The organism is Aquimarina sp. AD10, from assembly GCF_003443715.1.
Taxonomy (GTDB): domain Bacteria; phylum Bacteroidota; class Bacteroidia; order Flavobacteriales; family Flavobacteriaceae; genus Aquimarina; species Aquimarina aggregata.
In genome coordinates, this window is the sequence record NZ_CP031965.1 from 4,024,781 (window position 1) to 4,048,672 (window position 23,892).

Sequence of the window (23,892 nt, forward strand, 5' to 3'; positions counted from 1 at the left end):
CTGATTATGATTAAAAAAATTGCCCTAGTTTTCTTATTTGGTGCATTTAGTGCAAATGCCCAAAACAATACTTCATACTGGCAACAGCATGTGGATTATGTGATGAAAGTGGATATGAATGTAGAAAACTTTCAATATTTAGGAACACAAGAATTGGTGTACACAAACAATTCACCAGATACATTAAGTAAGGTATTTTATCATTTATATTTCAATGCTTTTAAACCAGGTAGTGAAATGGATATTCGATCTCTTAACTTACCTGATCCAGATCCAAGAGTACTAGATAAGATTAGTAAGTTAACACCAGAAGAGTCTGGATATTTAATGGTTTCATCGTTAACACAAAACAAAAAACCATTAACATATAAGGTCGAAGGAACAGTGTTAGAAGTTACTTTAGATAAACCAATATTGCCTGGTGAAAAAACGACTTTTTCGATGAAGTTTAATGGTCAGGTACCAAAACAAATTCGTAGATCAGGACGCAATAATAAAGAAGGTGTTGCCTTGTCTATGACACAATGGTATCCCAAAATTGCCGAGTATGATTTTGAAGGTTGGCATGCAGATCCATATATAGCAAGAGAGTTTCATGGTGTATGGGGTGATTTTGATGTAACCATAAATATAGATAAAGATTATGTTTTAGGCGGTTCAGGATATTTACAAAACCCTCAGGAAATAGGGCATGGTTACGAAAAACCAGGAACCAAAGTTAAACATAAAGGAAAAACATTATCCTGGCATTTTAAAGCACCAAATGTTCATGATTTTGCTTGGGCAGCAGATCCAGAATATATACACGATAGCGTAAAAGTACCAAATGGACCAACACTTCACTTTTTATATAAAGATAAAAAGGAAATTTTGGATAACTGGAAAGATCTACAACCTAAAACAGTAGAACTGATGAACTATTTTAGTGAAAAAATAGGGAAATATCCGTACGATCAATATTCTGTGATACAAGGAGGTGATGGTGGTATGGAGTATGCAATGTCTACATTGATTACAGGAGAACGAAGTTTTGAGAGTCTTGTTGGGGTTACTGCTCATGAAATGGCGCATTCTTGGTTTCAACATATCTTAGCGACTAACGAGGCTAAACACGAATGGATGGATGAAGGCTTTACAAGTTATATTTCTACCTTGGCAATGAATGAAGTTATGAAGCAAAATAACCCAAATTCGCTTAAAGGTATGTACAAGACCTACTTTCAGTTAGCAATATCAGGAGTAGAGCAGCCACAAACAACGCAAGCAGATCGATATGCACATAATGCCGCATACGGTGCTTCTGCATATGCCAAAGGAGCTGTGTTTTTATCTCAATTAGGATATGTTATAGGAGAAGATAACCTTGCTAAAACAATAAGAAGATATTTTGACACCTGGAAATTTAAACATCCTACTCCAAATGATTTTAAACGAATTGCCGAAAAAGTTTCAGGATTAGAACTTGATTGGTACCTAACCGATTGGACACAGACCACCAACAGAATTGACTACGGAATTAAAGAAGTAATCGAAGAATCAGGAAAAACAAAAGTAGTTTTAGAACGTAATGGACAAATGCCAATGCCTATTGATCTTTACGTAGAATATACAGACGGAACAATAGAGTCATTTTATATGCCTATTCGATTAATGAGAGGAGAAAAAGAAAACCCAATCTCTTCGATGAAACGAACAGTGCTTGCCGATTGGCCATGGGCTAACCCTACATATACGGTAGAATTAGATAAGCCAGCTGCAGCAATAAAATCGATTTCAATAGATATTATGAACCTTTTGGCAGACGTTAATCCAAGTAATAATAGCTACACAAATTAATAAAAATAGTAATTCTATATAATGATCCGACCTTTGCTATATAGTTAAGGTCGGTTTTTTTAATCATTACCTTATCACTACATTTAGTATCTAATGAGGGAGACATTTAATAAGAAGGAAAGGCTTAAAAGTAAAAAGGAAATAGAGCTACTTTTTTCTGAAGGAAAATCGGTTTCGAAATATCCCATCAGGTTAGTCTATAGAAAGACTGTCTTTGAAGATGATGTTACGATTAAAACTGGTGTATCTGTAAGTAAAAAGCACTTTAAAAGTGCAGTAAAACGCAATCGTATAAAACGTTTATTGCGCGAAAGTTATCGAAAAAATAAGTATATTGTAGCCAACACTACGCATCAATTTACTTTTATGTTTTTATATACCGGTAAGGAGTTACCGGAGTATGCATTGATTGAAACTAAAATTAAAAAAATATTACAAAAATTTATCGAGAAAGAAATAACGTCTAAATAAATGATGTTATTTCTGTTTTTAGTTTTTGTAATAATTAATAAAAATAGATCCATGAAGAAGAGAATTATTTACCCCGTAATTGCTGTTGTTATTTTATTGACTACAGTAAGTTTTAAATCTGATTTTTTTGAAATTGCAAAACAGATTGAAATCTTCACAACTATGTTTAAAGAATTAAACATGAACTATGTAGATGAAACCAATCCAGCAGAACTCATGGATACTGCTATCAAAGCAATGCTCGATGATTTGGATCCGTATACCAAATACTGGAACGAACAAGATGTAGAAGCCTCGAAAATTCGTAATGCGGGAGAATATACAGGTATAGGAGCTTCTGTACGAACAATAAAAGATAAGATTATTATCATAGAACCGTATAAAGACTATCCTGCAGATAAGGCAGGCTTAAAAGCAGGTGATGAGATTATTCAAATTGGAGACGTAAAGGTTGCCGATTTTAAAGATGATGCAGGTGAGCTTTTAAAAGGAGCAAGTGGGACCAAAGTAGATATTACCTATACAAGACAAGGAGAAACTAAAAAAACAGTGCTTTCAAGAGAAGAAATAGAGGTAGATGCGGTGCCGTTTTTTACATTGTTAGATGACAATACGGGATATATTGTATTATCAAAATTTAATAATAAAGCCTCAAGCGAAACGATAGCAGCTTTAAAAGATTTAAAGGCTAAAGGTGCTAATAAGGTTATTTTAGATTTACGAGGAAACCCAGGAGGACTTTTAAGTGAAGCTATTAATGTTACTAATATTTTTGTTCCTAAAGGAGAGCTAATAACGACCACAAAGTCGGTAGTTAAAAAATATAATAAAGAATATTTTACAAAAAAAGCACCTGTTGATACTCAAATCCCTTTGGTAGTTTTAGTAAACGGAAGAAGTGCTTCTGCCAGTGAAATTGTTGCAGGAAGTATTCAAGATTTGGATAGAGGTGTAGTTATAGGAGCAAGGAGTTTTGGTAAAGGATTAGTACAACGTCCTAAAAAATTGACCTATGGGACACAACTAAAAATAACCATTTCTAGATACTATACGCCAAGCGGTAGATGTATCCAAGCACTAGACTATTGGAATCGTGATAAAAATAATAATGCCGTACGTATTGATGAAAAGGATTTTAAAGCCTTTAAGACTAAAAATGGAAGAACAGTATATGATGGAGGGGGAATAGAACCAGATATAGTACTAGAGACTTCTAAATACAGTAAGATCACTACAGCCTTGCTAAAGTCTGATGCTATTTTTGGATATGGTACCAAATATTACTATTCACACCAGTTAAAAGAATCAGGAGATTTTAAATTTACAGATAAGGATTATGAAGATTTTAAAAGCTTCGTAAAGCAAAGCGATTTTAATTTTGAAACCGAAACCGAAACGGCTTTTAGTAAGTCACTACTTACCGCCAAAAAAGAGAAATTAGATGCAGAAATTACCAAAAGTTATGCTGCACTTATGGATGCGATAAAAGTTTCTAAAGAGAAAGCATTAGATACTCATAAGGAAGAAATCGTAAACCTACTTACCGATGAGATTATTAAGCGCTATTTTTATAGAGAAGGATTATATAATTATTATGTAAAAAATAATCCTGAAGTCGCTAAAAGTAAAGAGATACTTAATGATGAGAAGAAGTATCAGGAAATTTTAAAATAGAATTTTTTAATATGTAAATGAGCATATGTACTTTTATTGTTTTTAGGATGTAAGTTGTGTTGTTCTGGAGATCATGCAAACTGCAGAAATTATCGAAAAAACACTCATTGTTGTAGTTCCTTTTAATTATGTAAAAGGAACGATTACTGTATAAAATGACACGGGATACAGAAGCAGTTTTTACGCATTTAATTTTCAGAAACCTGTTCTAATACTCTTTCTGCTTGAGCTATATGTCTCTGATTATGGTAGATAACTACTCTAAACGTATCACCCAACTTTAATTTGATCCATTTAGAAATTGAAATTGAAGTTTTTGTTGTATTCAAATTCACATTTTTGGCAAGACTTAATGCATCAATTAATAAATGTTGTTGTTGTATAAACTTAGATAGTACATCCGGATGTAATACACTACCCAAAGGATTCATAGAAACAAAGGTTTTCATGGTATTTAATTTCTCTTTAGGAAGCATGACATTAGCAAAATAGTTTCCTAATCCACTACTTTTGAATCGATCAACACTAGTACTTTTAGAATGTTTAATTTTTTCTTCAATTTCTGGAATATAGAAATCACCATACCTGTTTAAATGTTCAACACACTCTAAAATACTCCAACTTTTTTGATCTTTTTTCCAGTTTAAAGTTTCTAGAGGTAATTGCTTAAGTTGTTCTGCTTTATTAATATGCTCTCGTGTTCTTTCGATTAAATCTTGTATTAATTCTACTGATGAAATATTCATTGTTTTTATTACAAAAATCAGAATACAAAGAGAATAAAATCTTGATTCAAATTAAGATTTTTTAATTCGTGATAATGTTTCTGGAGTCATCCTTAGGTATGACGCTATGTATTTATTAGGTATTTCCTGAAAGAGTTGCGGACTTCTTTTTAAGACTCTTTTATATCGTTCTAAAGGTGATGTGGTGAGTATATCTCTTTCTCTTTCCATTTGTTGTAATACAAAATTTTCTAAAATTTGATTCCATAATTTAATGTTTTCAGGAGATGAGGTAATAAAATTTAGATACTCGGTTTTGTAGATAACTTTTAAAGTAGTTTTTTTTAATGCCTGAATATAAAAATCCGAAGGTTGTTCATTCAGAAATGAATCTAGAGATGCGATTAAATTGTTTTTGTAGCCAAACCTAATGGTGTGTTCTTCAAATTCGTCAAGAACAAAAATTCTTAAACTTCCACTTTGTACTAAATATATGTTTGTATCAATACTACCCTTTACCTTTAAATATTCATTTCTATCCAATGTTATTTCTTTATTCCACAAATTGTGGTGACTTATTTTTTCTATTAAGACAGAAATTGGATTCATGATTTAGATTGTAAAAATTATACTTTGATAAATATACATGAACCATTAGAACAGTTATATGCGTTTTTAAAAAAAGGTGAATTGATGTATACCCTGTCTATTTCTTTAATTGAGAATTAATAGCAATGAAGTTATTGATATAGTTTTTAATTTCTAAAGGAATAGCCTCTTTAAGTTCATCAAATACGAATGTTTTTGACGTACCATTAATTCTTAAGTTAATAAAATAGTCAAAATCAGAGATTATTTGACTGCCAATTTCAAACTCATAGGATAATAAAATATCAGGTATTTGTAGTAATGGTTTAGCTAAATCGAACTGATCCATGGCTAACGATTGATTTTGAAATGTAGTGTTTTCCCAATCTCCATAAATTGTGTTGCTATTGGCGTCACCATACACTCCTTGCGCTGTTAATAAATATAGGTTTCGGCAATCCCCAACGCATGCCCCATATATTTCTCCAAATATGATGCTATCGGTAGGAATTATATCTTGACTATCATCGGCTCTGTTACAACTATATATTAATACAATTACTAAAATAAGCAGGCTAAAATTTTTCATTTTGTTAAGGGTATTTTTTTGTAGATGAATAAGGGATAGAAAGGTTGCATTTGTCTGTGTTAATTAACAGGTTTATTTTCCCTGAAACATAACAATTAGTAAATTTAGGAATGATATAAAACAAAAACAGCCATATTCAAGTATTTGAATATGGCTGTTTTTAAATGCTAGTGTGTGTTATTGATGTATAATCTTTTCAACGACACTAAAACTTCCTTTTTCGTCGGCAGCACTTACCATATAGAAACCTTTAGGGTAGCGCGTCATATCAATAGTTAGTTTAGATTCTCCAACATTAAGTTGTATACTTTGGTTATATACTGTTTTTCCAGTCACATCTGTCATTATAACATTGACGTTGCTTTTTGCTAGTGTATTAAATGCGATGGATAACTTTTCGTTAGTAGGGTTAGGATACATGGCTATAGCTATTTCTTCTAGACCAAAATCTTTTTCCATTAATTCACTTTCAAAAGCAGTAGGCGTACCTATAAATGTTGTTGCATTTTTTGTTGAAAAACGCTTACCATTTTCTAAACAAACAATAGCATCAAGGTCATAGCCATCGGCAAACCAAGGAAATATGTTTTTATCACTAGTATCGACCACTTTAATATATTTGGCAGATCCTAAATTACCTGTAGCTAAGTCAAATTCTCCATCCTGACAAGTAGTCCCCAGAGATACAAATTCAACACCATCTTGTGATGCGAACACCTCTGCAGATTCTGGAAAATAATGACAAGGAATGTTATCAAAGAAGCCTGTGGATTCAAATACAGCAAACTCATTTGTATCTGCATTGTCAAAGATTTCATTAGTAAGTTCTATAGTGATAGATCCACCAAATCCTAAGCTCACAAAATTAAAATACCTTCTTTCTCTTGGATTTCCTAGAGCTTTTTGTGGATAACTTCTAAATCTTGAGATTCTACGACCATCTCGTCTACGACCTTGATCAAACGAAACGACAGTACCACCGGCGCATTCATTGTCTACAAATTCAGGTTCTAATAAGAATCGAGCAGAAACAGGTAAATGATCAGATGCGGTAAATGCATAATCATTATCATACACATCATAATGCACAGTGACAGAATTTTCGATATAAGCTTCATTAAGGTCATTTGTAATGGCAATATGATCAATCATATTTTCTCTAGAAATAAAAGAGCGTAAACCTGCATCACTTAGTGCCGAAGAAACAATGTTATAATTAGCATTATCATCAACATATTCCTGGAAACTAGAAATAGTTGAGGTAATGTCGGCAACAGTCTCATCAACATCATCATTATAATCCCCTAACAAAATTACTTTGTTATTTGCAAAATTAGCGTCTAATGAATCTTTTAACACCTCAACATCATATTTACGCATATCATAACGATTTTGCGCACCATTACCACTATTTGCTCTGGCGTGCAAAGCAATAAGGTCGATACGTTCTGTTACTCCATTAATTGTTACATCTGCAGTCATTAAGAAAGGTAATCTTCCACTTGCATAAAAACGAGAAGTTTCACTTGGATAATTTACTAGAGCAGAATCATCACCTCCATTATATAAAGGGTGTATTGATTGTAACATTGCTCTTGTCTTAACCACAGAAACAGTTTGTGTATTATAGATAAAACCTACTTTTTGAAAAGGAGGTGTACCTCCCGGATTAGAAACGGCATCAGACAAGATATAATCATATCCTGGTAATAAACCTACTAACTCGTCAAACAAAGCATCATCTGCGATCTCTTCTACAGCATATACATCTGCATTTAGTGTTCTTAATACGGCAGCAGTACTATCTCTTTGTATGGCATCAGACATTGGATTTTGACCTACAGGAGAGTTGTTTTCGTCTCCAAACCACTCGATATTCCAAGTGACTACATCAAATGTATCTTCTTTAGGAAAACCAACAGTATCTCCAGGAGGTATAAATTCTACTGCACAAGGAATATCACTATCTTGTCTAGGTAATAACTGGAAAAACTCTCTAAAACGACCAACAACACCAGTAACTTCTGGACATGTAATTGGCTGTACTTTACCTACTACAGAAGCAACATTATTATCTACACGTAATTCTCCATTTCCACTTGCATCAGTAAGTGTAAAATTAGAATTTCCAAATAATAGATCACCAGGATTTGGGAATGTAGTATTAAGTATTTTAACTAACTCACCAGGATGGTCGGCAAGTTCTGCTAATGTTATTTCTAAAGGAGCAATAGGGTTTTGTGGAAGCCCATTATTAATGACCTCTACAACACCATTGATTTGAACCTGATCATTAAAGTTATCTCTAACACCTGTTAAGGTAATAGAGTCTCCAACTTTTACATTAGGATTGTCATGTACTTGTTGATCAAAAACAGCAATTCCACCCGTTTCATCTTGTATAAATGCAGGACCATTAAAACTATCGGTAACGGTAAGTACTCCTGTAATAGTAACAGGAGTCCCGGCAGCAGCAGCTCTCGCTTCTGCTATGGTAATTGGTTCTCCGGGAACAACAATAACACCATCATTACTGGCTCCTGGAGTAGGAGCTTTTGCAACATATGTACTGGTGTTACGAGCACCCCCTTCGCCATTAGGAACTCGTTGCAAAGATTCAACATCTTTGTTTCCGTTAGCATCTTCATTAACTTGTAGTTGACCAGCATTTAATAAAACTAATAATTCTGGATCATCGCTATCATTAGTATCATAAACTATAGCATCAATGATATTATCAGTACTTACGGCAGTACCATTAGGAAAAGAAGTTGCGTCTCCAAAATAAAGCACTACAGCATCCGCTCCATTTTGAAACGAATTTCCTGGAACTACAAGATCTACATTAGCAACATCAGTATTACCAATAACAAAGTAACCCTCTGCATCTGTAGAAAACCCATCTAAATCAATAGCATTATAACTAGTATTATTGCTTCCGTTATAATTTACCAATACAAAACCATCTAGAGAGGTATTTCCTGTTCCGCCATCATACAATTCTACAAACTCTAAAGCGTCAGAACCTTGCGTGTCTGCGTCGATTTCATTAATTATTAAATTTACTACTTCTGTAGCATTCGTATTTGCACTACCCGGAGTAGCAATTGCCTGTGTATAAGTAGAAGTGTTTCTTAATCCTCCAGAACCGTTTGGAAAACGTTGTAAAGAGTGAAAATCTTTATCTCCTTTTTCATCTTCGTTGACTTGTGGCTCGTTAGCATTTAATAGTGCTAACAGCTCAACATCATCGCTATCGTTTGTATCATAAACAATGGCATCGATAAGATTGTCAATAGTAACGGCCGAACCATTAGGAAAGTTTGATGCTTCTGTTTTATATAGGGCAACGGCATCTTGTCCATTTTGTAGTCCATTCCCAGGAAATGTGATTGATACATTAGGAACGTCTGTATTGCCAATCACGAAATATCCGTTAGTATTTGTAGTAAATCCAGTGAGATCATAAGTGGCATAACTTTGATTATTTGATCCATTATAAAATACTAGTATATGACCATCTAAAGAAGTATTTCCTGTTCCGCCATCATATAGCTCAACAAATTCTAAAACATCAGATCCATTAGTATCTGCATCTATTTCATTGATAACTAATACTGCATCTTCTCCGCCAACATCTTCAATGATTACATTTTCTCTGTTAGGTGTATTTACAGCTTCTCCTGGTTCTGCTGCTACTGCAGGAAAACTTGGTAAGCCACTTCCGTCGAAGTCATTTCTTGTCCAGTCGGATACTGCATCGGTATCCATTCCATTAGGAAACCTTGAGGCCCCACCCACAGTAAAGGTGCTACCATCAAAAGATTGCAATAATGTAGTTGTTGCATAATTTAAATCTGCGGCACCACCATCATTTACACCTATGTCATCAATGATCTCTTCCCAAGGTGTAGTATCTAGAGTACCATCATCATTTGTATCGAGGTCTTGTCCTAAAGTACCTGTAAAGTTTTTTACTAGAAGTAAAGCTACGCTTCCATTTTCATAGGTGTTTCCTGCAAAAGGAGTTGTATAATAACCGTTTACATCTGTTGTTCCTAATTGTATAACTTCATCTATAGTACCAGAAGCATTACTATCTCCTTCGATTTCTAATATCCAAAATGTACTTAAATCAGTATTTGCCGGTGCGATAACTTCAACAAATTCATCGGTGTCTGCTCCTGTATGATTAAATACAAACTCATTAATTAATGGCATTACTACTGGGTTGCCAAAAGTCTGATTTGTATTTACTGCACCATACGTATTAGTTGTAGTTGCTTCCCAAGCAAAATCTGCGGCAGTAGTACCTGCTCCCGATAATTGTAATGATGCTCCTACAACTGTGCTGCTAGATTCTGATACCCCAATATCAACACTTGTTGTCCCAGATGCAGGTCCGCTAGTTGCAGTAATAGCACCTTCGTAACTTAAAAATTGAATAACAGTATCTGTGTTATCCACTAACGCGAGTCCATCAGGGGCTCCATTTTGTAATCCATTTGAAGGAAGTACTTCGATAACTGTTCCAAATCCGTTTTGTTGATCCGGAATGGTGCCAGAAAGTGATACGGTATTATAAACAGTACCATTAGAACCATTATATAACGCTATACTCCAACCCGTAAGGTCTGTTCCTGAAACTCCTGCTATTTCAACAGCTTCTTCGACATCTCCGCCAGCATTATCATAATGTATTTCGTTAATAAATGTAGTTTGAGAAAATCCATTTTGCATTGCTAGAAAAAAGCAGATAGCAAACGGAATTAAAAGTAATTTTAATTTCATGACTATTAATTTGAATGTGTGATTTTTTGCATATCGCAAGGTATGGCATTAGAACCATTCAATCCTACTAGCAATGTTAAAAAAACATAAAGAAATGAATATTTATGACACGAGCTCTTTAATAATCAGTTATATAGGTAAATCAATAATGTTAAAATAAAAAGCTAATCTAGCTAAAGACCCAAAAACAAATAGGTGAAACACCTTATCAAAATCAGGTATTACCACCCAATTATTTGATTTATAGAGTTTTATATTTGAATAGGAACAATGAAATAAAATCAAAATAGATAGTAGGGTATTTTGGTTTTATAATGTTTTAGGAATAGGACTTTGATTATAGTGAAAAAAAATCACAATGAGATTTATAGTAAAAATGAAATATTAATTAAAAAGGAGGTAAGACAAAATGAAAAAATTGGGGGATTATATTGGTTTTGTATTCTTATTGGCATGTATATTTTTTATGATATCATGTGAAAAACCAGACGGAGAAAAGGAGTTTATAAATACAAATGAGCCAGAAGGATTTACAAATACTATAATAGATACTAAAATAGGTTTAGAAAAAGATCAAGATTTGAATGAAGAACAGCATTAAGTTAAAAATTAAACACCCTTTTTTCGAACTAGAGCTAGGTCATAATATTAATATTGTGGCCTTTTGTTTTATATAGGTTTTATTTAGTTAGATAAAGAAAGTATACTATATATGGGTGAGATTGTGTTAATAGGATTGCTTATCTTAGAAATGAATATATAAGAACCAACTATATATTTCGTTTGCATATATAAGATCGTCTTTGATCTGTTTTCACTTTTAAAACCTAAATCTATGAAACTAAAAACGTTTATTTTCATAGCATGCTTACTATGCTATGTATGTACTACCGCCCAATGTAATGATGATGTAAAATCTGGAGAAGCTACTTTTTATGGTGGTGTTGCAGGCAGTTCCGGAGGAAATTGCTCATTGCCTGTAGCAGCCGATGATGTTAAGCATTGTGCATTAAACAATGCAGATTATGATAACAGTAATGGCTGTGGTGCCTGCCTTGAAGTAACAGGATCCAGAGGAAAAACAATTGTAAAAGTTGTAGACCGTTGTCCCGAATGTAAGCCTGGAGATGTGGATTTAACCCAAGAAGCATTTTCAGAAGTTGCAAACCCAATAGATGGGCGAGTACCAATTACTTGGAAATTTGTTCCATGCCCATTGATGGCTAATGAAACAATCAAGGTAAATTTTAAATCAGGATCTTCAAAGTACTGGACTGCAGTACAATTTCGTGATCATAAATATGCTGTTTCCAAAATGGAATATTTAAAAGATAATGTCTGGATAAATGTAGAACGAAAGCTCTTCAATTTCTTTATTGAGCCAAAAGGAATAACATCTCCTATGAAACTAAGAATCACATCGGTTGTAGGAGAGCAGTTAATATTTGATGCTGTCGAGATCAATACAAATTCAGATTTTGACACAGCACAACAGTTTAGTGTTCCTGCAAATTGTGATGGAGATTCTCCTGGAGGAGATACATCAGGAAATCAACCGTTTAAAAATCATATTCTTCCAGGACAGGTACAGGCAGAGGATTTTGACAAAGGAGGACAAGGAGAAGGGTATAATGATAGTGATGTGGCAAATAGAGGAGGACAATATAGAAACGAAGGAGTTGACATTCAAACAACAGGAGATGCAGGTGGAGGTTTTAATGTGGGCTGGACCAATGTGGGAGAATGGCTCACGTATACCATTAACGCAGATCAGACAGGAATCTATAATTTTAAATTTAGGACGGCTTCTATTTTTACAACATCTTCTATACAGTTGATGATTGACGACAGTTATACATCATCCCCAATAGCCATTCCTAATACCAACAATTGGCAACAATATACCGATGTTATTCTTACAAATATTCCTTTGTCGAAAGGGAAACATAATATCAGATTAAATGTTATTACATCTGGTTTTAACCTAAACTATTGGTCTGCCTCTCTTGCACAAGGAAATAATCCTGCAACTACTTCTTCTAACGAATTAGAATCTGTAGCATTTATAGGAGAAACTAAAATGTACCCAAACCCTACATCTTCTAAAGTAACTTTACAGGGCTATACAGGCCCTTGGAAATTACAAAATATAGAAGGAAAAATTCTTTTAGAGGGAACAGGTAACACAATAGACTTATCATTATATACAAAAGGAAACTATTTTGTAAAAACCAATGACAAAACATATAGAGTCATTAAAAAATAAGTAGTGTATCAAAAATATAGGCATCTTTATTAAGATGCCTATATAAACTAGGGATAAGTCCTATTTAAAGACTAGAAGAACTTAGTATATGCTCTAAATTTCCCGGTGTTATTAGGACGGAACCTCTTTACTTGACGTCTTTTAGTTCCTTTGTTATACCATTTTACATACCAAATTCCATTGGTGAAATCTACCTGGTATTCTAAAACATCATTACCATAAATCTGTAGTCTTGTTAGACCACAGATAACATTTGTCCAAGCTAAGGTATCATCCATCTTTTTCCATTTTCCTCCAAAAACAGAATTACGAATAAGCGTGTTCCATTTTTGACTGTCACAGAATTCAATTCTTGTGGCTGTAGAAGATACTGGAGCATCACAATATTTATTTCTAAATTGTGTAGCACCTACATCATAACAAGCAGCACTTTTGAGCGTATTAAACCCAGGTTCTAATACTATAAGTGGGTCTGTTTGATGAGTAGTACTTCTTCCCGAAGAAATAAGAGCATTATTAATTGCTGTATTAGCAATTGATTGTGGCACCTTTACATCGGGATTAGTTAAACTAACAAATACATCAAAAGGAGTGCTTTCTTCATTTTCTAAGATGACACTAGTTACATTACTTTCAAGTTCATTAAGCTTCTGCACAATAGCAATATTGTTATCTGCACCTACTTTAAAAAATTGAAATTCATGGCCATCTTTCTGTATCTTAGCAACTAATGTTTGCTTAGGAACAGTTTGATCGAGTTCTTGTACAATAGCTTCTTCTGGAGCTATTTCTGTACTCTCTTCGCGATCACAGGATGTCAAGAATAGTACGCCTATGATGGGTAAAACATACAATAAATTTTTCATTTTAATATTGGTTTTAAGAGTGGTTGCTTATAAATTTTTATACAGATAATAAGCAATAGTCTGTGGGTTAGAGACTCACAAGAATGCACACTAGTATTGCATATAAAACACTTGTGTTTTAGCGCTAAATTTGTTTTATATTGCTGTTGTAGTATAAATACTGTAAGCTCTAAGGGTGTGTAAAATTTTACAGTACGAAACTAAGAATGTTGGAAATGCAGAATATCCTGAATCTTTGACTTTCAAAGTATTCGGACTTTTTAAGAGGTTTTATCCCCCCTTTTTAATAAGGAGTTTGTTTTTTTAATTAAGCTGCAATCTTATATAAACTGGAAAATGATCGCTATAGCCACCTGTATACTTTCCAGCAGCGTAGGTTCTAAAAGGTTTTCCTTTATAACGCCCTTTATAGATTTTTAAGAAATCATCATCAAATATTGATGCACTAGAAAAAGAGTGTTTTCCTTTCTCGTATTTATGAAAATTATGACTAAAGATAATTTGATCAAATAGGTTCCACTGACTTCTATAATTTGTAGTACCTCTATATCTGGTAAGTAATTTTTCCATCGGGTTAAAAAGATCATTTTGCACTAAATGTGTATTAACACTTTCACTAGATGGGTCATCATTAAAGTCACCCATGATGATAATTTTAGCATTACTATTTTCTGCAGTGATTTTGCTAATTATTTCACGATTTTTTTCGGCAGCTGTAATGCGTTTGTATGATGTGCTTTCTGCTCCATCACGTCTCGAAGGCCAATGATTAACCAAAATATGAATTTCTTCATTATTTAAAATCCCAGTAACCCATAAAATATCACGAGTATAATCTCTTTCTCCTCTTTGACTATCAACTAACACAGGAATACTTTCTGAGTGTACAACCTCAAAATGCTCTTTTTGATATAGTAATCCAACATCGATACCCCGTTCGTCGGGAGAATCATAATGTACAATACCGTAGTTTTTGTTTTTTAAATGTTTTGAGCTAACCAGATCTTCTAATACTTTTTGATTTTCTACTTCGGCTACGCCAACCAAAATAGGAGACTTTCTAGCTTTAGAAAACCCAATATTTGAAATTACAGTTCCTAGTTTAAATATTTTATTTTCATAACGTTTACGATTCCATTGTTTTTCTGAGTCAGGTAAAAAATCTTCGTCTAACGTATTTGGATCATCTTGCGTATCAAATAGATTTTCCAAATTATAAAATGCAATGGTGTGGTAGTTCGTGTTTTTTTTACTAAAATAAGATTTGTTGGCCATGACATTTAATTTTATAAGAAACCCTTTATATTGTAAACTTCTGAGTATATAATTGTTGTACTTTTGTATATTACATCGGTTCTGATATATAAAACAATCAGAACGATGGCGCAATATAATAAATTAAGATATAGAAGATAAAGTAGCTAATGTTAGAGCACAAGGAAATAGCATACGAGAGAACGGTATTAATAGGAATTATTACTAAAAATCAAGATGAAGAAAAGCTAGATGAGTTTTTAGACGAGTTAGAGTTTCTTACATATACAGCAGGAGGAGAAGTTGTAAAACGATTTACTCAAAAAATGGACATGCCTAATTCTAAGACATTTATAGGATCGGGTAAGATGGAAGATGTTAGAGTTTATGTAGAGCAACATGATATTGGTACTGTTGTTTTTGATGATGAGCTAACGCCTGCGCAGATGCGAAATATTGAACGTATTTTAAAAGCAAAAATTATTGATCGTACGAATCTGATTTTGGATATTTTTGCTCAGCGCGCTCAAACTAGCTATGCGCGCACACAGGTAGAATTAGCACAATATCAATATTTATTACCTAGACTTACCGGTTTATGGACTCACTTAGAGCGACAACGTGGTGGTATCGGAATGCGTGGACCTGGAGAAACAGAGATTGAAACAGATAGACGTATTGTAAGAGACCGTATTTCTTTATTAAAGAAAAAACTACTTACTATAGATAAACAAATGGCTACGCAAAGAGGTAATCGCGGAAAATTAGTTCGTGTAGCTTTAGTAGGGTATACAAATGTGGGTAAGTCTACGCTTATGAATGTGATTGCTAAAAGTAAAGTGTTTGCAGAAAATAAGCTTTTTGCCACTCTAGATACCACTGTGCGTAAAGTGGTAATTGGTAACCTTCCGTTTTTATTAAGTGATACAGTTGGATTTATTAGAAAATTACCTACGCAACTTGTAGAAAGTTTTAAAAGTACGTTAGATGAGGTTAGAGAAGCAGATTTATTATTGCATGTAGTTGATATTTCTCACCCTCAATTCGAGGATCATATCGAATCGGTAAATAAGATTTTAGGAGAAATCGATTGTAGAGACAAAGCTACTATTATGGTTTTTAATAAAATTGATACTTATGAACATGAAACTATCGATGCCGATGATTTGACTACAGAAAGAACTAAAGCTCATTATACACTAGAGGAGTGGAAACAAACTTGGATGAGTAGAATAGGGGATAATGCTTTATTTATTTCTGCAATTCAAAAAGAGAATATAGAAGACTTTAGAAAGCGAGTATATAAAGAGGTGCGAGATATACATGTAACTCGATTTCCGTATAATAACTTCTTGTATCCTGAAATTGTAGAAGAATAAAAAGAGTTCTAAGCTAGAATTTATAATCTAATCCTATACCTAAAACCTGACGTATTTGGAATGCTCCGGTGGCGTTATCATCATAAATGCTTTGGAAAACAAAACTGCTTGATATATATCTGTTTACCTTAAGGTTCATATCAAGGGTATAGTCGATATCAACATTAGCAGGATCTTCTATATAATTCGAATATAAATTTAGAATGTTTTCAATAGTGAAGCTTTTACTAATAGGAAACTTGAGATTTGCTGCCAAAGCGCCTCCAAACTCAAATCTAGTACTCTCCCCAGCATCAATACCAAAATAATCGCCATCAACATACCCTGGAACATTAGTAAATTCTTTATCTACGAATATCATACGTGAGGTTACAGGAGCAATATTAATCGTTAGATCATCTCTTTTTTTCCAAAGTAATCCAGGACCTGCTTGTACAAAAGCAGGAGAGAAAAAATGAGTTTCTTCTATTCGTATAGTCCTATCTGTATCAGGATCTACTTCAAATCTAAATCCTTTATCAAATTGTGATAAAAAATTAGCAAAAAATGAATAGTTCCATTTGCTTTCTCCGATACGTTGGCCTACTCGTGTATTAAAAATAAGGCGATCATTAGTTTTTCTGGCAAAGTCTTCATCTTTTAAAAAAGTGATACCATAATCAGTTTGAATTTTATTATCCCAAGTAAGGCTTTTCTTTTTATAATTGAATTCATAAATAACACCTGCATTTCCCGAAATATTTGAAGTCCCTCCTCCTTGCCAATCAAAATTAAATGAAGACTGGTTAAACAACAGTGAAAATTTACCTTTGGTTAACCATCCAACTTGCTCTTTTTTAACCTTTTTAGGAGTTATTTCTTTTAATTTTGCTTTGAGCACTATAATATTAAGCTCGTTTGTAGTGTTTTTTAAAACACTATCAAGAGCCCGTTTCAAATTTATTTGAATCGAATCTAATTGTTTTACTTTTTCTTGTTCCTGACCTACAGTTTTTCCTATAAAAAAAAGCAGAAAAAGAACCGAGGAAAACTTACTCATTTGATCTTTTTTTGCAATGGTAAGCCACAAATATACGGGATACACATAGTTTTTCAAACAGTAGAACCGTTCAAATTGAATTATATTCGTATTAGATACAAACAATTAGCTTTGGAAAAATTAAAAATACAGCTTATAAAAGCCAAAGAAGAAGATAAAGTTTTCTTATTTAAATTAAGAATGCAAACGATGGTTGTGCACCTTGAAAAGGCAGGCATCTTTTTGTCCAACAAAGAACATAAAGATAGAGTTAACAAGGGTTTTAAAGGGGCGTATATTGTTTTAAGGTCGAATAACAAAGTAGGAGTATTGAAATGTATAGAAACTGCAGAAACGATAGAAATAATGCAGTTGCAAATAGCACCAGAGTATCAAGGTTTAGGAATAGGAAAAAAGGTGGTTGAGGATGTAATTTCAAGAGCAAAAAGTACCAAAAAAACATTAATTTTAAAGGTGTTGAAAGAAAATCCGGCAATACGTCTTTATGAGCGAGTTGGTTTTAAAGCAATCGGAGAAGATGATCACGAGTTTCATATGAAACTCATATTATAAAAAATAAAGACCACCTATAAGGTGGTCTTTTATTGTATCGAATATTTCTAAATTTTATTGGAAAGAATAACTTAGTCCAACATTCCAGAAAGATTGTAATTCATTATCTGTATTTTCTAAGGTAGGAGTTGGCACAATTGCAGGCTCCTGAGCTAATGCAAAGTTAAACGCTTCTTGCTTATTACTTCTTAAACCAAAATCAAAACCAACACCAATAGCTTTCCATAAAGTATATGAGAAAGAGTTAGTCCAAGTCCAGTTAGAATAATCGGCATCTTCATAGCTTAAAAATGCAGATAAATTTGTCTTAAAGTTTATTGCTCCTATTTTACGAGTATAGTCAGCAACTATTTTAGCACCTAAAGAAGACTCATATTGCGCAGCGCCTTCACTAAATACAAAGTTATAGTTAAGTGGGTGTACAACAACAACAAGATCTTTAATCGGAGTCCATGTACCCCCAACACCAAGGTCAAGATATCCTGGGTCATTAAAATTATTAAGTAATGTTGTTCTGTATTCACCTAAAACAGATACTGCTAATGTTTTAGTTAGTTTATAACCAAATAAAGAAGAAACTGTAAATACATCTGTAGCTTCTCTAAAACTATCATCATCTGTTGGATCATCTTCATCATCCAACTTTACCCAAGAAAGATTAATAGCTGCACTATTTCTCCAAAAATACTTTTCTTGAAGTAAGTTAGCATAAGGGTTTATTGTGATCCCTATATTTCCTGCAGAGTTATTAGGAATGCCTTGTGCGAACCAATTGTTAAAACCTGAAATATTTCCTCCTATAGTACCAAAAGCACCAATTTTCCAACCAGGAATTGCATCAATTTGGGCTTGTATCGCATTTACTCTACCCTGTATAGCCGCAATAGAATCTTTTTTAGCTGCTTGAGTCTTTTTTAATTCTTCAAGTGTTTGAGCTGTGATAGAGGTTGCTCCTAATAATAGGGTCGTTACCAAAACTAGTTTCTTAATCATTTTGTTAGGTTTAAAGTGTTTTATTATCATATTAAAAATAGTAATAATTTAAACGTTAATTTTAATAAATGCGAATTTAACCCAATCGATATTTGAAGAATAATTGGGGTTTTATTTAAATTTCGGTTTTTCGATAAAAAACCAAATTAACGGACAAAACGATCTATTTTCTCTTATATAAAGGAACAGAAGAGCATGCCTCGCCATACATTATACTTTTAGCCACAGGTTGTAATTTTTGGATCAAAGAAATATATGCACCCTCTGGAACAGGTTTATTTGAACATCCTTTAATAATTAAAAGCTTATCCTGATATTCTGAAACATCAAGAGTATGTATAATTTCATTATAAAGAATTGTCTCGAGAATTTCTAATGAGCCTACAACAACTCTCTTGACATGTGGTATTAATGCACTAGTTAGTAAAAGGTAGGCCCATCCCGGGATAATAGCATCTGTAGAACATGTTAAAGCTACATAAGATTCTTTATACTGACTCCAGTCATGATCGGCAACATGTTTTCTAAAGTCCTTTTCTCGTAAAATTAGCCCTTCAAAAAGCCAATCCTTGATGTCAAATAAAACCCGTCTTCCATTTGGGTAGTATTCTTCGAGATCAAAAGTGATTAGATTTTGATTATTTGCTACTCTATTTACGATTTCTTCTGCCATTGTAGTTTTATGTTGTCGCTGTATATTAGGTTTAGACTTTTAAAGCATTCCCAGCTCTAATTTAGCTTCTTCGCTCATTAGGTCTTGTGACCATGGTGGGTCAAAAGTAAGTTCCATTTCTACATCATTTACAGCATTAAGAGATTTTACTTTTTCTCTAATTTCTTCTGGTAATGATTCGGCTACTGGACAATTAGGCGAAGTAAGCGTCATAAGAATTTTAACATCATAATCTTCATTAACAAATACATCATAAATTAAACCTAACTCATATATATCTACTGGAATTTCAGGATCATAAATTGTTTTAAGAACTCCAACAATTTTTTCTCCTAGTTCATTCGTATCTATAGTTGTTTCGCTCATCTTTATTACTTTTTAATCAATTGTTACTGGTGTAACCAGACAAAGGAGGTAAATACTTTAGTTTAATTGTGTTTGATATGCAATAGCATACATTTTTAATTGTTTAATCATGCTTACAAGACCATTTGCACGTGTTGGTGATAAATGTTCTTTTAAACCAATTTCATCAATAAAATCAGTATCCGCATCGATAATGTCTTTTGGGTGTTGTCCAGAAAAAGCGCGAATTAAAATTGCAATTATTCCTTTTGTGATAATGGCATCACTATCTGCTGTAAAATCGATTTTATCATCTTTCATTTCTGCATGAACCCAAACTTTACTTTGGCACCCTTTGATAATATTGCTATCTGTTTTGTATTTTTCCTCAACAAGGGGAAGTGATTTGCCTAGCTCGATCATATATTCATATCGTTGCATCCAATCATCAAACATACTAAACTCGTCTACAATCTCTTCCTGAATATCTTTTATGGACATCGCTTAATTTTTGTACAAAAGTACAACAACAATTGTTGCTATTCAATACTTTCTGACAATGATAGTATAGTCTTAACTAATTGTTTTATTTCTGACGGAGGGTGGCCATGGTCAAAACTATTTGAAGTAAATGTATTTTTATCTGAAGTAATCTTTAAAATACTGTGTGGAGCTCCATCAAAAAGACGTTTTTCTGTTGGGGCTTCCAATTCGCTAATAGTTTTGATACTTACATCTTTTAATAAACCAACAATGGTATTCCAGTCTTCTTTTGAACATTGTTTTGAGGAAATATTCTGTAGGTTCCTGTCTTTAGTTTTCTGGATAAGCTTTTTATCAATTTTTATGTTTAGAAATGAACCTCTTGATGCCGCTTGATATTCAACAGTAATAATGTTTTCTTGAGGTTTTGATATTTTATTGGGAGTATGCTGTGCTATCGTATTGTTTTGTTTTTCTTTTGATAATACCTTAACTAGTGTGTATTGTATTGCAGAAGCATCTGCAAGTGGTTTATCTACCTTTTTTACTAGAACCTCGAGCTGGTAAGAGAAACCTTCTTCATACTTAAAACCATCTATCTGATCGTAAAAATATGTCCACTCATCACTACTATTTTCTTTGTAAAGCATACATTTTTGAGGGGCTACTCCTTGGCAATCTATTAGATGATCGGCTATATATACCTTTTTGGTTTCTTGACAAGAAGATAAGAAGAAAAATGTGCTAAAAATGAGCATTATTGTTTTCATACTATTACTTTTTTTAAAAGTATTAAAAAATGAAATCAAGAAAAAATTGTTTAGATGCCTATTTGATAAAACTTTGCCTTGGACCTCCCTCGGCAAATACAGCTCGCATTCTATCCTTTTGACCTTTAGAAAACATATACATACATGTATCATCTACATAATCCATATAGTTCATACTCATATCATTTGTATTACAACTAAGTACGGGATATTCTGGACAACCATAATTTGGTTGATCGGCAGATGGAGTATCATCTACATAATCATCTTTCATACAACGCCCATCTCCCCAGATATGTCTTAAGTTAAGCCAATGACCAACTTCATGTGTAGCGGTTCTACCACGATCAAAAGGAGATAAGACATACCCTTCTGAACCAAAATATTGAGGTGATATTACAATGCCATCTGTTAATGGGTTATCTCCAGGAAATTGTGCATATCCCAGAGCTTCTTCTCCGATATTACAAACCCATATGTTTAAATGACTTTGGGGGGTAACAACGTTTGACCCACCACTAGAAGAAAATTTCATTTCATCTCCAGTTCCCCATTCTGTTCTTTCAGAAGAAACGCGTATTACTTTTTCAAGATTAAAATTAATTTGAATGTTCGCCGCAAGAGGCAAAAATTCTTGCGGAACCTGATCACGATCAAGGTTTGTTTTGGTAAAATCTTGATTTAGAATATCAATCTGGGATTTTATTTGTGTATCGCTTATATTTTCGTTTTCATTGTTATAGATAACATGTACTATTATTGGTATTGATATGGTATTTAAGTCTTTTGTTTCACCACTTTTTCTTGATTTGATAAATGCTTCACATTGCTTTTCTATAGTTATCATTTTTGCTCTTAAATCAGGAGTCTCGGTCAAATGCTTTTTAAGAATATCCATTGTGCTACATGTTCTTGTAGGGCGTTTTCTGGTTTGATCTACGGCTGCAATTTCCTTAAGATTATTCGCTTCTTCATCATCTTCTTTTTTGGAATCTATGCAACTAATAGTTAGTACGCTAATTAGTAATGCAATAAAAGCATTAATAGGGGTTTTTGGTATCATTATTACGGGGTTTGATAGTATACTAAGATGCGATCGTGTTACTTTTCTTAATTTAATAACGAAAAAATAATTTAGTTGTTTCTTTTTTAACAAAAGTTTTCACTATTCCATTTTTTGGTGTTTTCTAGTTTTAAAGGGTTATTAATAAAACAGTTTAGCGTTAGAATACCCTACCCATTTTCTAGTCTTTTGTACGATTTAAGTTAAGTCAAACAAATAAAAATAATTATAAAACGCTGATAATGAGATTTTTATTTTTTATGAATGCAAAGTATAAAACGGGTATGTATAAATAGATAATTATAGTTTTAAGGGAAAGAACTTTGGCAAAATAGCAGATATAAATAGTGTTGTATCTAAAACCCTATGTTAAAAAAAAGCCATTTTTTAACAATATACTTAAGATAACAGACTAAAGAAACGATTCTCTAGGTCCTCCATTAGCAAAAGTTGCTCGCATTCTATTTTTTTGTCCATTGGTAAACATATACATACAATTATCATCAACATAATCCATATAATTCATGGTCATGTTATTTGATTCGCATCGTATTGTAGGATAGTCAGGGCAACCAAAATTTGGACCATCAGAAGAAGGAGTGTCTTCAACAAAATCGTCTATAGCACAGTTACCATCGCCCCATATATGTCTTAGGTTTAGCCAATGGCCAACTTCATGAGTGGCTGTTCTACCTTTATCAAAAGGAGGTGAAATAAACCCTTCGGTTCCAAAAAATTGTGGAGAAATTACAATACCATCGGTAGCAATTGCATCTCCAGGAAACTGAGCATATCCCAAAATTCCATTACCGATATTGCATACCCAAATGTTGAGATGTTTTGTAGGGTCAATTCCATCAGAACCCCCATTAGATGAAAATTTCATTGAATCTCCAGTTCCCCATTCTGTTCTTGTAGAAGAGACGCGTATAATACTGTCAAGACTAAAACGGATGTTTATATCACTTGCATTATTTTTAAATTCTTGAGGTATTTGATCGATATCTTTATTTGTTTTTGAAAAATCTTGATTTAAAACTTCAACCTGCGAGAGAATTTGTTGATTACAAATATTTTCTTCCGTCTTACTGTAAATCACATGCACAACTATAGGAATTGTGATAGTATCTAAATCGGTTATTTTGCCACTTTTACTTAAAGCGATAAAGGCTTGACACTGTTTTTCGATAGTGTCCATTTTTGATTTTAATTTTGTGTTTTTGATAAGATGTTTTTCAAGAAGATTCATGGTGCCACATCTTTTGATAGAATCTTTACCGGTTAGTTTATATAGACTTCTGGATTTTTCGGTATCCATACATTGTGGATCATCTACTTTTTTGTCGGCAGGACAGCCTAAGAAAAAAAATGATAAGAGGATTATACCAGAAATTGCTAACTTTTTCATTTTAAGAGTATTATATACAACAAATGAAAAGATAGTTCTTTTTTCTAAAATATATAGAAGCTTTTGTTAATTTAACAAACTGATAGTCAAATATTTATAACTAAATTAACATCTTTTTTATACAACC

The 23,892-nt window shown here is 33.1% G+C and carries 21 protein-coding genes; 7 read left to right on the forward strand and 14 right to left on the reverse strand.

The window, feature by feature from the left end; all coding sequences use genetic code 11:
* Window positions 1–6 precede the first annotated feature (6 nt).
* From D1816_RS16595 to D1816_RS16605, 3 genes are all read left to right on the forward strand, one after another.
* Window positions 7–1,836, forward strand: coding sequence for a M1 family metallopeptidase (locus D1816_RS16595; RefSeq protein WP_118504290.1), 1,830 nt, complete (start codon window positions 7–9; stop codon window positions 1,834–1,836).
* Between the two features lie 93 nt (window positions 1,837–1,929).
* On the forward strand, window positions 1,930–2,307 hold the full coding sequence (gene rnpA, locus D1816_RS16600; RefSeq protein WP_066315174.1) for a ribonuclease P protein component: 378 nt from the start codon (window positions 1,930–1,932) through the stop codon (window positions 2,305–2,307).
* A gap of 51 nt (window positions 2,308–2,358) precedes the next feature.
* Window positions 2,359–3,981, forward strand: coding sequence for a S41 family peptidase (locus D1816_RS16605; RefSeq protein ID WP_118504292.1), 1,623 nt, complete (start codon window positions 2,359–2,361; stop codon window positions 3,979–3,981).
* A gap of 188 nt (window positions 3,982–4,169) precedes the next feature.
* Here the strand turns inward: D1816_RS16605 and D1816_RS16610 are convergent, their stop codons facing one another.
* The 4 genes from D1816_RS16610 to D1816_RS16625 all read right to left on the reverse strand — a co-directional run bounded on the left by D1816_RS16610 (window position 4,170) and on the right by D1816_RS16625 (window position 10,674).
* A complete protein-coding gene (locus D1816_RS16610; RefSeq protein ID WP_199729927.1) occupies window positions 4,170–4,727 on the reverse strand; it encodes a DinB family protein in 558 nt (185 codons plus the stop codon).
* Window positions 4,728–4,778: 51 nt separating this feature from the next.
* On the reverse strand, window positions 4,779–5,315 hold the full coding sequence (locus D1816_RS16615; RefSeq protein WP_118504294.1) for a Crp/Fnr family transcriptional regulator: 537 nt from the start codon (window positions 5,313–5,315) through the stop codon (window positions 4,779–4,781).
* 97 nt (window positions 5,316–5,412) lie between these two features.
* Window positions 5,413–5,883, reverse strand: coding sequence for a hypothetical protein (locus D1816_RS16620; protein ID WP_118504296.1), 471 nt, complete (start codon window positions 5,881–5,883; stop codon window positions 5,413–5,415).
* A 177-nt stretch (window positions 5,884–6,060) separates the two neighbouring features.
* Window positions 6,061–10,674 carry a T9SS type A sorting domain-containing protein gene (locus D1816_RS16625; RefSeq protein ID WP_120702385.1) on the reverse strand — a complete coding sequence of 1,538 codons (4,614 nt, stop codon included), beginning with the start codon at window positions 10,672–10,674 and terminating at the stop codon, window positions 6,061–6,063.
* A gap of 409 nt (window positions 10,675–11,083) precedes the next feature.
* Here D1816_RS16625 and D1816_RS25790 point away from each other — a divergent pair, with 409 nt between their 5' ends.
* Together D1816_RS25790 and D1816_RS16630 are read left to right on the forward strand one after the other, a co-directional pair.
* A complete protein-coding gene (locus D1816_RS25790) occupies window positions 11,084–11,275 on the forward strand; it encodes a hypothetical protein (protein ID WP_066315186.1) in 192 nt (63 codons plus the stop codon).
* Window positions 11,276–11,509: 234 nt separating this feature from the next.
* Window positions 11,510–12,940: an expansin EXLX1 family cellulose-binding protein gene (locus D1816_RS16630; RefSeq protein ID WP_118504300.1), complete on the forward strand. Its 1,431-nt coding sequence runs from the start codon at window positions 11,510–11,512 to the stop codon at window positions 12,938–12,940.
* Between the two features lie 71 nt (window positions 12,941–13,011).
* On the opposite strand, the gene D1816_RS16635 is transcribed toward D1816_RS16630, so the two are convergent.
* Both D1816_RS16635 and D1816_RS16640 read right to left on the reverse strand, forming a co-directional pair.
* Window positions 13,012–13,806: a hypothetical protein gene (locus D1816_RS16635; protein ID WP_066315190.1), complete on the reverse strand. Its 795-nt coding sequence runs from the start codon at window positions 13,804–13,806 to the stop codon at window positions 13,012–13,014.
* Between the two features lie 303 nt (window positions 13,807–14,109).
* Window positions 14,110–15,081, reverse strand: a complete 972-nt coding sequence (locus D1816_RS16640) for an endonuclease (protein WP_066315192.1) — start codon at window positions 15,079–15,081, stop codon at window positions 14,110–14,112.
* Window positions 15,082–15,230: 149 nt separating this feature from the next.
* On the opposite strand from D1816_RS16640, the gene hflX reads away from it, so the two are divergent.
* Entirely contained in the window at window positions 15,231–16,439 is a 1,209-nt protein-coding gene (gene hflX / locus D1816_RS16645) for a GTPase HflX (protein ID WP_066315195.1), read from the forward strand.
* 13 nt (window positions 16,440–16,452) lie between these two features.
* Here the strand turns inward: hflX and D1816_RS16650 are convergent, their stop codons facing one another.
* The gene (locus D1816_RS16650) at window positions 16,453–17,478 is read right to left on the reverse strand and encodes a DUF3078 domain-containing protein (protein WP_082832473.1); all 1,026 of its coding nucleotides are present in this window, start codon (window positions 17,476–17,478) and stop codon (window positions 16,453–16,455) included.
* Window positions 17,479–17,589: 111 nt separating this feature from the next.
* Between D1816_RS16650 and D1816_RS16655 the strand changes: the two genes are divergently transcribed.
* Window positions 17,590–18,030 carry an N-acetyltransferase gene (locus D1816_RS16655; RefSeq protein WP_147405011.1) on the forward strand — a complete coding sequence of 147 codons (441 nt, stop codon included), beginning with the start codon at window positions 17,590–17,592 and terminating at the stop codon, window positions 18,028–18,030.
* Window positions 18,031–18,084: 54 nt separating this feature from the next.
* On the opposite strand, the gene D1816_RS16660 is transcribed toward D1816_RS16655, so the two are convergent.
* The 7 genes from D1816_RS16660 to D1816_RS16690 form a co-directional block, all read right to left on the reverse strand.
* Window positions 18,085–19,020, reverse strand: coding sequence for a DUF3078 domain-containing protein (locus tag D1816_RS16660; protein WP_066316318.1), 936 nt, complete (start codon window positions 19,018–19,020; stop codon window positions 18,085–18,087).
* Between the two features lie 166 nt (window positions 19,021–19,186).
* A complete protein-coding gene (locus tag D1816_RS16665) occupies window positions 19,187–19,696 on the reverse strand; it encodes a DUF2480 family protein (RefSeq protein ID WP_066315198.1) in 510 nt (169 codons plus the stop codon).
* A 39-nt stretch (window positions 19,697–19,735) separates the two neighbouring features.
* On the reverse strand, window positions 19,736–20,062 hold the full coding sequence (locus tag D1816_RS16670; protein ID WP_066315201.1) for a DUF59 domain-containing protein: 327 nt from the start codon (window positions 20,060–20,062) through the stop codon (window positions 19,736–19,738).
* 57 nt (window positions 20,063–20,119) lie between these two features.
* A complete protein-coding gene (locus D1816_RS16675) occupies window positions 20,120–20,542 on the reverse strand; it encodes a SufE family protein (protein ID WP_066315204.1) in 423 nt (140 codons plus the stop codon).
* Window positions 20,543–20,580: 38 nt separating this feature from the next.
* The gene (locus D1816_RS16680) at window positions 20,581–21,294 is read right to left on the reverse strand and encodes a DUF4377 domain-containing protein (RefSeq protein ID WP_118504304.1); all 714 of its coding nucleotides are present in this window, start codon (window positions 21,292–21,294) and stop codon (window positions 20,581–20,583) included.
* Window positions 21,295–21,352: 58 nt separating this feature from the next.
* Complete coding sequence (locus D1816_RS16685; protein ID WP_066315210.1) at window positions 21,353–22,357, reverse strand: zinc metalloprotease; 1,005 nt, start codon at window positions 22,355–22,357, stop codon at window positions 21,353–21,355.
* 412 nt (window positions 22,358–22,769) lie between these two features.
* Entirely contained in the window at window positions 22,770–23,765 is a 996-nt protein-coding gene (locus D1816_RS16690; RefSeq protein ID WP_118504306.1) for a zinc metalloprotease, read from the reverse strand.
* Between the last annotated feature and the right edge of the window lie 127 nt (window positions 23,766–23,892).